Origin of the sequence: Pantoea sp. NPDC088449 (genome assembly GCF_044753225.1) — a bacterium.
GTDB lineage: Bacteria > Pseudomonadota > Gammaproteobacteria > Enterobacterales > Enterobacteriaceae > Pantoea > Pantoea floridensis.
Genome location: NZ_JBIVMT010000001.1, coordinates 1820076 through 1832006 on the forward strand (window position 1 = coordinate 1820076; position 11931 = coordinate 1832006).

8 protein-coding genes are annotated in these 11931 nt (G+C 54.2%); 4 read left to right on the forward strand and 4 right to left on the reverse strand.

Annotation, left to right across the window (positions count from 1 at the left end):
* The first annotated feature begins 372 nt into the window (after positions 1-372).
* Complete coding sequence (locus ACIP6T_RS08675) at positions 373-1932, forward strand: TerC family protein (RefSeq protein WP_400456421.1); 1560 nt, start codon at positions 373-375, stop codon at positions 1930-1932.
* 211 nt (positions 1933-2143) lie between these two features.
* Here the strand turns inward: ACIP6T_RS08675 and asmA are convergent, their stop codons facing one another.
* The 3 genes from asmA to udk all read right to left on the reverse strand — a co-directional run bounded on the left by asmA (position 2144) and on the right by udk (position 5380).
* Positions 2144-3943: an outer membrane assembly protein AsmA gene (asmA, locus tag ACIP6T_RS08680; RefSeq protein ID WP_400456423.1), complete on the reverse strand. Its 1800-nt coding sequence runs from the start codon at positions 3941-3943 to the stop codon at positions 2144-2146.
* A 144-nt stretch (positions 3944-4087) separates the two neighbouring features.
* Entirely contained in the window at positions 4088-4669 is a 582-nt protein-coding gene (gene dcd, locus ACIP6T_RS08685) for a dCTP deaminase (protein ID WP_007888946.1), read from the reverse strand.
* Between the two features lie 72 nt (positions 4670-4741).
* Positions 4742-5380, reverse strand: coding sequence for a uridine kinase (gene udk, locus ACIP6T_RS08690; RefSeq protein ID WP_007888949.1), 639 nt, complete (start codon positions 5378-5380; stop codon positions 4742-4744).
* A gap of 229 nt (positions 5381-5609) precedes the next feature.
* On the opposite strand from udk, the gene ACIP6T_RS08695 reads away from it, so the two are divergent.
* The 3 genes from ACIP6T_RS08695 to yegD all read left to right on the forward strand — a co-directional run bounded on the left by ACIP6T_RS08695 (position 5610) and on the right by yegD (position 10369).
* Positions 5610-6224, forward strand: coding sequence for a phosphatase PAP2 family protein (locus ACIP6T_RS08695; protein WP_097096703.1), 615 nt, complete (start codon positions 5610-5612; stop codon positions 6222-6224).
* Positions 6225-6374: 150 nt separating this feature from the next.
* Complete coding sequence (locus tag ACIP6T_RS08700) at positions 6375-8939, forward strand: diguanylate cyclase (protein WP_345829017.1); 2565 nt, start codon at positions 6375-6377, stop codon at positions 8937-8939.
* A 77-nt stretch (positions 8940-9016) separates the two neighbouring features.
* Positions 9017-10369: a molecular chaperone gene (gene yegD / locus ACIP6T_RS08705; RefSeq protein ID WP_097096701.1), complete on the forward strand. Its 1353-nt coding sequence runs from the start codon at positions 9017-9019 to the stop codon at positions 10367-10369.
* Between the two features lie 74 nt (positions 10370-10443).
* Here the strand turns inward: yegD and ACIP6T_RS08710 are convergent, their stop codons facing one another.
* Positions 10444-11778: a carbohydrate porin gene (locus ACIP6T_RS08710; protein WP_345829016.1), complete on the reverse strand. Its 1335-nt coding sequence runs from the start codon at positions 11776-11778 to the stop codon at positions 10444-10446.
* Positions 11779-11931 lie beyond the last annotated feature (153 nt).

Sequence of the window (11931 nt, forward strand, 5' to 3'; positions counted from 1 at the left end):
TTACTGGCTTGTTTACAAGTAGGCCCCGTCTTCCCTGCACTATTTTAGGAAAAAGACTACCAGCGATAAGTATTGGTGCCAGCGCTTTCAGGCCATTCCCCGCTAAAATTCAGATTAATTCGATACTCCCCGCATCATTATTTTGCATTAAAAATGCACGTGCTTAGCTGTGGATAAGAAATAATAGTGGCCTTCACTTTGCTGCGTTGTTTATCCATACTTTCGTCTTATCTTTCGCGGACAACCAACATGAATATTGTGCATGCTTGACCTATTGCGCGGATTCAACGCGCTGGAAGGTATTTGTACCCTCTTCGACGATTCACTATCATCAGATAAAGCTCAACCCCTAGACATTAAGGTGATTAACACATGTTGGAGTGGATCGTTGATCCATCGCTCTGGGCTGGATTAGTAACGCTAATCGTTCTGGAGTTGGTATTGGGCATTGATAACCTGGTTTTCATTGCCATCCTCGTAGAAAAGTTGCCGCCGACGCTGCGCGATCGGGCGCGCATATTTGGCCTGCTGCTTGCGCTGATCTCGCGTTTAGCGCTCCTCGCCTCACTTTCCTGGCTGGTTACGCTGACTCAACCGCTGTTAACGCTGTGGCAACACGACTTCAGCGCGCGCGATCTGCTGCTGCTCGCCGGAGGATTCTTTCTTCTTTATAAAGCCACTACCGAGCTGAACAGCCGCCTTGAAGGCGGTGATGAGGAAACGGGTCAAAATAAGAGCGGTGCTAAATTCTGGCCGGTGGTGGCGCAAATAGTGGTGCTGGATGCCATTTTCTCTCTGGATTCGGTGATCACGGCCGTTGGCATGGTGAATGAGCTACCGGTGATGATGGCCGCCGTCACCGTCGCGATATTGCTGATGTTGCTGGCGAGCAAGCCGTTAACGCGTTTCATCAATGGCCATCCCACCATTGTGATTCTCTGCCTGAGTTTCCTGCTGATGATTGGTTTCAGCCTGGTGGCAGAAGGTGTGGGTTTCATTATTCCAAAGGGCTATCTCTACGCCGCTATCGGCTTCTCAATATTGATAGAGATCCTTAACCAGCTGGCAATTTTCAATCGCCGTCGTTATCTCTCTGCAGGCCGCCCGCTGCGCCAACGCACATCGGAAGCGGTGTTGCGCATTCTGCGTGGCGAGGCACAGCGCGCAGAACTGGATGCCGATACCGCTTCATTAGTGGGCGACAGCGAAGAAGGCGCGCTGTTTAATCGTCAGGAGCGACGCATGATTGCGCGCGTGCTGGGACTGGGCCAGCGGCAGATTAATAGCATCATGACCTCGCGCCATGACGTTGAACACATCGACCTCAGCGAAGATCCCGCGGAGATTATGGCCAAGCTTGATCGTAATCAACATACGCGCATTCTTATTACCGAGCAGGGACGCGACCCGCTTGGCGTGGTACACGTCATTGATCTGCTTCATCAATCACTGCATACCAAATCACTGGATTTACGCGCGTTGGTTCGCCAACCGTTGATCTTCCCTGAGCGCGTTACGCTGCTGCAAGCGCTGGAGCAGTTCCGCAATGCTCGTACTCATTTTGCCTTCGTGGTCGATGAGTTTGGATCGGTCGAAGGGGTGGTTACGCTGAGCGATCTCATGGAAACCATTGCGGGTAATCTGCCTATTGAAGGGGAAAAAGTGGACGCGCGCTACGATATACAGCCGCTGCCAGATGGGGGTTGGGTGGCGAATGGACATATGCCGCTGGAGGATTTAGCGGTTTATGTGCGCCTGCCGCTGGATGAGAAACGTAATTATCACACGCTGGCGGGATTACTGATGGATAGCCTGCAGCATGTGCCGCAGGAAGGGGAAGAGTTACAGATTGGCGATTATTTGCTGCGGACGCTTCAGGTGGAAAACCACCGCGTGCAGAAGGTAGAGATTGTGCCGGTGGCATCGATATAACAAGGTGGAATATTTGGTAGGGTGCGCATTAATGCGCACCAGGTCGCCATGAATGGCGACCCTACAACATTCGCACCGGCCCATTGTAGGGTGCGCATTAATGCGCACCAGGTCGCCACCAATGGCGCCTCTACAACATTCGCACCGGCCCATTGTAGGGTGCGCATTAATGCACACCAGGTCGCCACCAATGGCAACTCTACGAATATTGTTACGGCTGCTTCGGCGGTTGCTGGCGATCCAGCCATTCATTCAGGCGGGATTTAGCTTGGTTCTGCAGCTGCTGACGCACCACATCATCCACCGGTAACGAATACTGCAAATTATTCCATCCGCCATACATGCGCAGCGGAATAGTTTGCTGATTCAACAAATTGGCGAGCTTATCGTCACCCTTCCAGCCGCGCAGCATCATATTGACGGTGACGTCCAGCTGCTGTTTCACCAGATCGACACTGCCTTTAGTTTGTACCGCCAGGCGACTGTTGCCACCTTGCAAGTCCGGCATAGAGATAATGCCCTGCTTAAGGCTGACTCTTCCGCTCAACTGCTGAATGCCCTGATCGTCAGGCTGATCGTTAGTTACGCGATTACTGACGCGCGCCACCGCACGACGCACCATCTGCTGCAGATTCAGCTGTGCCAGTTGCAGATTGGCCGCTTCCAGATCTGCACTGCCCTGCCAGTTGCGTTTGCCCTCTTCAATGCTCAAGCCTGCTCCGCTGAGATCGCCCTGCAGAGAAATGGTACCCTGTAAAGTTTCCGGCAGCTCTAACGCTTTGAGCAATGGCGCAATCGCGATGTTCTCCAGTTCTGGCTGCAGCGTGACTTGCGTCACCGGATTGCGAATGTCGACCGTTCCCGGCAGAGAGAAATGGCCTTCACCGAATTTCCCCTGCAGCTTACTCAGCGTCATTAACCCCTGCTGATTGCTGGCGTCGATCTGTAAACTGGTGAGCGTTAAGCCGCGCCACACGCTGCTATCTGCGGTGAGGTTGAGCATCAGATCCATTTGATTAAGCGGCGAGTCACTGTTATCGCGCATGCGCGGCTCGGCGATCACCGGGGTCCGCATAACGCTGGCGTGCTGTGTGGTGCTGCTGTCAGTCGCGGGCGCGCTGGCCATCAAATTATCGAGATTTAACGTGGTGGCATGCAGCGCCAGATTGAGCTGCTGCGGTAATGCCAAACGCCCCTCAGCGTTGCCGTCTAGCGCACTGTCATTGGCGGTAAGCTGCATGTTTTGCAGTGAGAAGTGCTGGTTATCGCCGTTCCATTCGCCCTGAGCGCTCAAGGTCCCTTTAATCCCCTGCGGCGGTAGATTGGCACCGTCCAGCGCATAGTTCAGCTCACTCAACTGTCCAACCAGACGATGTGGATACTGCGCCACATTCATTTGCCCTTTGAGATTTACGCTGAAGTTGCGCTGGTTGCGCGAGACACGCGTAGCGAGTTCGATATTCGCCTGCTTGCTGGCATCCTGATCGAGGTTGAGATTGAGGTCGCGGAAGTTGTACTCATCGCCGCCCTGCTGTTGCCAAATCAGCAGGCTGTCTGCCAGACGCAGTTTGCCAATATTGAATGACCAGCCATTATTAACGCTACTGACCGGTTCCGCGTCGCTCGGCCCCACCGGCGCACCGCTTGGCTTCTGCGCGTCGCTTTCGGGCGTCACACGGATAATGGCATTTTTTAACATCACCTGGCTGACGCTGAGCTGATGTGATAACAGCGGCCAAAGATTGACATCCAGCCGCATATTATCGGCTGTCACCATTGGCTGTGTGGCACCGGGTGCGGTTAAGCTCATGCGCCCGGCAAGGATGCTCAGCTGCGGCCAGACATGCCAGCGCAGATCGCCGCTCACCTGAAGCTGATAACCACTGCGCTGCTCAACCTGCTGCACCATATAGGTACGAAAGTCGTTGGGATTGACCAGCAACACCAGTGCCGTCATGCCCGCTACGACCACCACTAACAGGATGGCCAGTGTTGTTATCACTCTTCTCATCAAATCCTCATTGCCTTGATGCTTCAAGTTGCAGCAGCGTTGGCTGCGCTCGCTCACCCCAGTCACTTACTGATGTAAGCTCCCGGAGATTGACTCGCTTGCCGCCTTGCTGCACCTCGACGTATTTTGGCAAGCCTTTTTTAGTCAGTCTTTGTCGATGCGGCTGGCATCCGCGCCCTGCTGACCACGATATTTCGCATCTTCGCGGCGGTTATACGGGCGTGCCGCCGGGCCTGATAATGGCTCAAAGCTCAAAGCACCAATTAACATGCCCGGACGCAGCGCCAGCGGCAGTTTGCCCGAGTTGTAGAATTCCAGCACGATACGGCCTTGCCAGCCAGGGTCGATGCGGTGTGCCGTCACGTGCACCATCAGACCAAGACGCGCCAGCGAAGAGCGTCCATCCAGCCAGCCGACCAAATCGTCTGGAATGGTCACCGATTCCAGCGTCACCGCCAGCGCCAGTTCGCCCGGATGCAGGAAAAAGGCTTCGCCTTCCGGTAGCACAATCTCATCGCTCATGACGCGGTCCAGCGCGGCACTGACTTCGTGCTTCGGACCACTCAAATCGATAAAAGCTGCCGTGTGGCCGCTAAACGTACGGAACTGATTGCCAAGACGGACATCTACCGTCGCGCCGTTAATACGTTCCACTGGCGGGCGCGGCTCAATCGCCAACTTTCCGTTGTCCAGCCAGGCTTCAATATCGCGATCGCATAATCTCATCGCTGGTACTCCCTGATTTAAGTGTAGCGAAAGGCTACGACAGCGCGTCACGCTCATCCGGACGCCGTGTCGTTAAAGATACTGATTAATCTTGGCCTTAAGGATATCAATCGCGATACGGTTTTTCCCGCCGCGTGGCACAATGATGTCAGCGTACTGCTTAGAAGGTTCAATAAATTGCAGGAACATAGGGCGCACCGTCTTCTGATACTGACTCATCACTGAATCCATCGAACGTCCGCGCTCATTCACATCGCGTTTCATGCGGCGCATCAGGCAAATATCCAGCGGCGTATCGACGAAGATGGAGAAATTCATCTCCTGGCGCAGGCGCGCATCGGTTAACAGCAGAATGCCCTCAAGGATGATCACTTTCTTGGGTTTGAGATGAATGCAATCGCTGGTGCGGGTGTGTTCAACGTAGCTGTAAACCGGCAACTCAATATCCTGTCCTGCCTTGATCGCACGCAGATGCTGCAGTAGCAAATCGTGATCCATCGCACTCGGATGGTCGTAATTGGTTTTTACCCTCTCTTCCATGGTGAGGTGGCTCTGATCTTTATAGTAGGCATCTTCGGGGATCACACCGATATGCTCGTCACCGACCTGGTCACGGATTTCACGATAGAGCGTGCTGGCGATAAGACTTTTTCCGGATGCGGATGCACCTGCGATGCCAACGATCACGCACTGATGAGACTTGTCAGTCATACTTTTTTAAGACCTGATAACTGGAGCCTGCCTAAGCCGAAGCTGCAACGGGCCGAATGAGAGGGTTAGTTGGCGGCAATTATAGGTATTTCACCGGTTTGATGCCAGAGAAATGGGCCAGCGGCTTTTCAGAATATCCCCTTTTGCAGCCAGACGCTTAATCGATACACTGTTCATCTGCCAATACTGTAACCGTATTGGCTATCGAATAAGAGCCGCAAGGAAAAGTATGAGCTGGAAAACCCTGACCTATTTTGGCGACAGCATGTTGCTGATCCCCACCGCGGTGATTATCGCACTCGTTTTACCCTGGAAAAGCGACAACCGCCAAACCGTTTGGTATTGGGTGTTAGCCTTTGGTCTCGCCGGCCTGCTGGTGAGCATCTCGAAAATTATGTTCCTTGGCTTTGGCATTGGTAGCGCCAGATTCAACTTTACCGGTTTTAGCGGCCACAGCGCCATGTCTGCCACGCTGTGGCCGGTCATGATGTGGCTGGTCTCCGGGCGCTGGTCGCCGCGCTGGCGCGTGGTCACTATTGGCATTGGCTACCTTATCCCGCTGATGGTCGGTTTATCTCGCCTGGTGATTCATGCCCACTCTAAAAGCGAAGTGCTGGCTGGACTGATGTTGGGCTTCATGCTCAGCACGGCTTTCTTACTGAGCCAGCGCCACACTGCGCTAAAAGGCTTCAGCCTGGCGCAGATCAGCGTGGCATTATTGGTGCCGCTGTTACTGCTCGGTCATGGGCGTGTAGCAACCACACAACAGTTTCTTGAACGTTTCTCGGCCAACCTTGCAGGTTTGGAAAAACCTTACACCCGCGCCGATCTTTTTCGCCATTAATCGTTTGGCCCTTGGTGCGCAAAGGGCCAATTAATTCAGGGAATAAGCCGTAAAATAGATTTCCCCACAGATATCTTAAACAGATGTGCTAGCATGAAAAATAGAGATTAGATTGGCGCATTTTCCAATGTGGCGCAGCTGGATTCCTGCATGACCCTCGAAATATTAACCTCACAGGATCGACCGCAAAATACCTGGCTTCATGCGCTAATTTTTGGCGCGCTGGCCTTTCTGCTGACACTGTTTTGTCTGGAACTGATTGTCATTAGCGGACGTATTTCCCCGCTGTGGTACTCCACCGCGCTGATGACCGTCATTGTGTTTCGGGCGCCTTTAAAATATGTGCCTTTATTGCTTATCGCGTGCGTGATTGGCACTGCGTTAGCGAGTCTCATCATTATTGGCCCCGCCCTCAGCAACATTAAATTTGCCATCTTAAATATGTGTCAGGCTATCCTGGGTGGCCTGATGCTGCGCGCCCTGCTCGATCGCCGCGCGCCGCTCAATTCGCTGCTGGACTGGGTGCGTTTTGCGTTATGCGCTGGCCTGCTTGCGCCGCTGCTCGGTGGGTTGCTGGCGTTATGGATGTTGCATGTCGAAGGTCACGCTTCCCTGCCCTTTTTCTCAACGTGGGTTATTTCGGAAGTGATTGGCGTACTGGCTTTTGGCCCCGTTTTGCTGCTCTGGCCCAACAAACCGCTGCGCCAGTTGATTACGCCCGGCCGCCAGCTGGAAACATGCCTGACCTTGTTCGGCACCCTGCTGGCAAGCTATTTATCGCTGCGCTTTCTGCCCTGGCCCTTTACCTTTATCGTAGTGATCCTGTTCTGGTGTTCGGTACGCCTGCCGAAATTTGAAGCTTTCCTGCTGTTCTTCCTGAATGCCAGTTTCATCTCGATACTGCTCGCTTTTAACTGGGTGAACCTGACGCAAAATGGCCTGCTGCTGGGTCAGGTCAGCACCTGGCTACCGTTCCTGTTGGTGCTGCTGCCCAGTCATGCTATGGCGCTGGTGATGGATGCTTTCCAGCGCGAAAAGCGCCATATCAGCGAGAGTGAAACGCGCTTTCGCAATGCCATGGAGTATTCGGCCATTGGCATGGCGTTGGTCTCTCCCAACGGTGGCTGGCAGCAGGTTAATCAGTCGCTGTGCCGGACGCTGGGCTTCCCGGCGGATGAGTTAAAAAAGCTGACCTTTCAGCAAATTACGCATCCTGACGATCTCAACAGCGATCTGCAGCAGCTGCAACGCTTGGTGGCCGGTGACATCATGACGTACACCATGGAGAAGCGCTATTTCCGCAAAGATGGCGAGATCGTCTGGGCGCGGCTGACCGTCTCTATGGTGCGCGACGCTGCGCTGCAGCCGCATTATTTCATCGCTCAGATTATCGATATTTCCGAACTGAAGCAGAGCGAGCAGATAAATCGCCGCCTGATGGAGCGCATCACGCTGGCGAACGAAGCCGGCGGCATTGGCGTCTGGGAATGGAATTTGCTAACCGGCGAAATGCTGTGGGATAAACGCATGTATGAGCTGTTTGCGCTGGCTCCTCATCAAACGCCAACCTATGATTTGTGGCTGCATCTTCTCGACCCGGCAGAGCGCGAAAGCGCAGCGCTGATTGTTCAGCAGGCCATTGAGCGCCGCAGCGCCTTCCAGATTGAATACCGTATTAATTTGCCCGAAGGCCCGCGCTATGTGCGCTCTGAGGCCAACCGCATTCTGAGTCAGGATGGACAGATTGAACGCATGTTGGGCATCTGTCAGGACATCACGCCGCTGCGCGCGCTGAACGAAGCGCTATTCCAGGAAAAAGAGCGCATGGCAATCACCCTGGATTCTATCGGTGAAGCGGTCATCAGTACCGATGATGAAATGCGCGTTACCTTTATGAATCCGGTGGCAGAAACGCTCAGCGGTTGGTCACAAGAGAAAGCCGCAGGCGTGCCGATTACCGAACTCCTTAATATTACCCGCGGCGAAACCGGGCCGCGCGTGGATAATCTGCTGCTGTGCCAACTGCCCGGTGAAAAAATCTCACCCGATCTTGATGAAGAGCTGGTGCTGCACACGCCGGATGGCGCATTAGTGGAGATCCACTACAGCATTACGCCGCTGAAAACCTTAGCGGGTAGCAGCATCGGCGCGGTGATGGTTATTCAGGACGTCAGCGAATCCCGCAGAGTGATGAAGCGCCTGAGCTACAGCGCTTCACACGACATGCTGACGCGCCTGCCGAATCGTCATAGCTTTGAGCAGCGGCTAAAACGCCTGGTCAACGATGCCGCGACCCACCACACCCAGCATGTCCTGGTGTTTATCGATCTCGATAAATTTAAAGCGGTCAATGATACCGCCGGACACGCCGCGGGTGATGCGCTACTGCGCGAGCTCGCAGAACTGATGCCGCATTATCTACGCTCCAGCGATATGCTGGCGCGCTTAGGTGGCGATGAATTTGGCCTGCTCTTACCGAACTGTGAAGTGGATCAGGTGCGGGATGTGGTACAGCAGATAGTTGCGGCGGTGAGCGAACACCGTTTTATATGGCACGATGCACCTTATTACGTCGGCGCAAGTGCAGGCATTACGCAAATCGATGAAAACAATTGCATCAGCACCGTAGTGATGTCACAGGCGGATGTTGCCTGCTATAGCGCAAAACATGCCGGCCGTGGTCAGTATCACGTTTATCAGGAAGTGCAGATGTAATCTGCCACGTCTACCCATTGCCAGCCCGCGCTGGCTGCGCTAAAGTCGCCCCCTTTTTTCCGGCATGGGGGATAAATATGTTTATCGGATTCGATTACGGCACGGCCAACTGTTCAATTGCAGTCAGTGATAATGGCACGCCGCGTCTGCTGACGCTGGAGAATGGTCAGCGACTGCTTCCCTCCATGATTTGTGCGCCAACGCGCGAAGCGATCAGTGAATGGCTACATCGCCATCATCAGGTGCCAACGCCAGACAGTGAAGGCACGGCATTATTGCAGCGTGCGCTGCGCTTTAACCGCGAAGAAGATATTGATGTCACGCCGGGTAGCGTGCAGTTTGGCTTAACCGCCTTGCAGCAATATATGGTCGATCCCGAAGAAGTGTGGTTTGTGAAATCACCAAAATCCTTCCTCGGCGCCAACGGCCTGAAACCGCAGCAAATCGCCTTCTTTGAAGATCTGGTGTGCGCCATGATGCTGCACATCCGCCAGCAGGGTGAAACCCAGCTCGATCGCCCGATTGAGCAAGCGGTGATTGGTCGCCCGATTAACTTCCAGGGATTAGGTGGCGAAGACGCCAACCAGCAGGCGCAAGGCATTTTGCTACGCGCGGCACAGCGTGCGGGTTTCCGTGATGTGGAGTTTCAGTTTGAACCGGTGGCAGCGGGCCTGGATTTCGAAGCCACGCTGGAGAAAGAGACGCGCGTGCTGGTGGTGGATATCGGCGGCGGCACCACCGACTGCTCAATGTTGCTGATGGGTCCGGAGTGGCGCAATAAAACCGATCGTCGGGAAAGTTTACTGGGACACAGCGGCTGCCGCGTGGGCGGTAACGATCTCGACATCATGCTCGCGTTCAAAACCCTGATGCCACTGCTTGGTCTGGGAGGCAACACCCAGAAAGGGACCGCGCTACCTGCGTTGCCATGGTGGAACGCGGTGGCCATTAACGATGTGCCAGCGCAAAGTGATTTCTACTCCGCCGCCAGCGGCAAGCTGCTGCGTGATTTAATTCGTGATGCCGAGCAAGGCGACAAGGTGGCGCATCTGCTGAAGGTGTGGCAGCAGAAGCTGAGCTATCGTTTGGTGCGCGCGGCTGAGGAGAGCAAAATTGCGCTGTCGGAAGTCACCGAAAGCGATGCCTCACTGGCGTTTATCGCCGCCCAGTTACAGGCCCAAATCAGCGCGACACAGCTGGAAGAAGCCATTAATCAGCCGCTGGAGCGTATCCTTGAACAGGTGCATCTGGCCCTTGCCACCTGCGAAACCCAACCCGAAGTGATCTACCTCACCGGCGGCAGTGCACGTTCTCCAGTCATTCGCGCCGCATTACAGCAGGCGCTTCCCGATACGCCGATCGCCGGTGGCGATGATTTCGGATCGGTCACAGCCGGTTTGGCGCGCTGGGCGGAAGTGATGTTCGGTTAAGCTAATTGGGCGGCATAAATGACGCCCCTACGATCGGATGTAGGGTCGTCATTGATGGCGACCCACATTAAACATCAGAAATTCACGTTCGCACTAATCCCACCAACAAACGCATCTTTCACTTCGCTCACGGCGCCCGGCGCCACCACATACTGCAGGTTCGGGCGCAGCTGCAGCCATTTGGTCAGCTGGGCGTTGTAGTAAATCTCATAGTTGTACTCCGAGCCATCCTGAATCGGCAGATAGGTTGGGCTATCGAAGTTGGTTTCACCGTTGGCATCGTTCTGGTCACGCAGCGAACGCGTATAGGCGCTGTTGACGTGAATACGCGCCGCACCTACGCCAATCTCATCCTGTGGACGTGCATCGAACGGCCCTTTCCAGGTAAAGCTAACGGACTGATAGTTGTCTGTTTTTGAGGTTTTGTGGTCATTCATCACCGCTTGCACGGTTACGCCCAGGCCGCGGCTGACATCGCCGCCTTGCGCGGTCAGCTGTTGTTGCAACAGCACGTAACCGCCGTAGGCGTGATCCTTACTCTGGTACGCACCATCACGCCAGCTGCCGTAGTTATCGCCGTTAGCTGACGAGTAGTAATAACCAATACGGTAATTACCCGGCAGCTTGTCTGCGCCTAAGGTCGGTTTCCAGCCCAACTCCACCGGCACCAGATTCCCTTCAGAGTTACTGGTGTCGAGACGGAAGCCATCGCCGCGATCGTAGTTCGCGCGGTTTTGGTTATAGAAGCCTACCTGGAAGAATACTTCCGGCGTGAAGTTCACTTTCACACGGCCGCCCCACTGGGAAACAGGCCAGTTGAACCAGCGATCGCCACGCCAGTTACCGGCCTGGCCGCTACCAAATGCCAGGTTCTGGAACTTGCTGTCAAAGTTATCGAAGTCTTCACCGACGGTCACGCGACCACCTTTCAGGTTCACGGTGTTATCAAACAAACCTTTGCTCAACCAAAACTGGGTTAAGCGCCAGGTTTGTCCACGTCCGTAAACTTCCTGGGTGGAAGAGAGCATACCGGTACGACGATCGGCAACCTGATCGGAGATGTTCTGACCGTTACGATCGGTAATCGTTACCTGGAACTGCGCATCCTGCCAGTCAAGTAGCTTTTGCAGATCGAAGTTCGCGCCAAACGCCCACTGATCGCTATAACGCATGGAGGTATTAGTATCGGCACCACCGCCGAGGTTAGAGGCGCTTTCCATGGTGTAGTTGACGTCAAATTTAATGCCGTCATTTTCCAGCTGTGATCGGTATCCGCCCCAATCGCCAAACATGTAGGGTGAGTCGTAACTGAATGCATCAGCGGCCATCGCTGAGGCACTCAGCATCGCAAACATCAAGGTTCCCGCTGCCAGGCGAGGTAATTGCTGCACTGCTTCTTTTCTGTTCATGATAATTTTTCTTATATGAGTGACTGAAAGGGATCGAACAGAGGATAGTGCTGGGGATATGTCAGTTTTTGCAAATATGTGCGCAGTAAGGGTAATGTTGCCAGTGGGTTAGCGCAATTGTGACGACGATCGATGAATGGAAATTTTTTAGCA

Bases quoted from the DNA above. Each gene is read 5' to 3' on its own strand.
- ACIP6T_RS08675 (WP_400456421.1), top strand. From the start codon at position 373: ATGTTGGAGTGGATCGTTGATCCATCGCTCTGGGCTGGATTAGTAACG.
- asmA (WP_400456423.1), bottom strand. From the start codon at position 3,943: ATGAGAAGAGTGATAACAACACTGGCCATCCTGTTAGTGGTGGTCGTA.
- dcd (WP_007888946.1), bottom strand. From the start codon at position 4,669: ATGAGATTATGCGATCGCGATATTGAAGCCTGGCTGGACAACGGAAAG.
- udk (WP_007888949.1), bottom strand. From the start codon at position 5,380: ATGACTGACAAGTCTCATCAGTGCGTGATCGTTGGCATCGCAGGTGCA.
- ACIP6T_RS08695 (WP_097096703.1), top strand. From the start codon at position 5,610: ATGAGCTGGAAAACCCTGACCTATTTTGGCGACAGCATGTTGCTGATC.
- ACIP6T_RS08700 (WP_345829017.1), top strand. From the start codon at position 6,375: ATGACCCTCGAAATATTAACCTCACAGGATCGACCGCAAAATACCTGG.
- yegD (WP_097096701.1), top strand. From the start codon at position 9,017: ATGTTTATCGGATTCGATTACGGCACGGCCAACTGTTCAATTGCAGTC.
- ACIP6T_RS08710 (WP_345829016.1), bottom strand. From the start codon at position 11,778: ATGAACAGAAAAGAAGCAGTGCAGCAATTACCTCGCCTGGCAGCGGGA.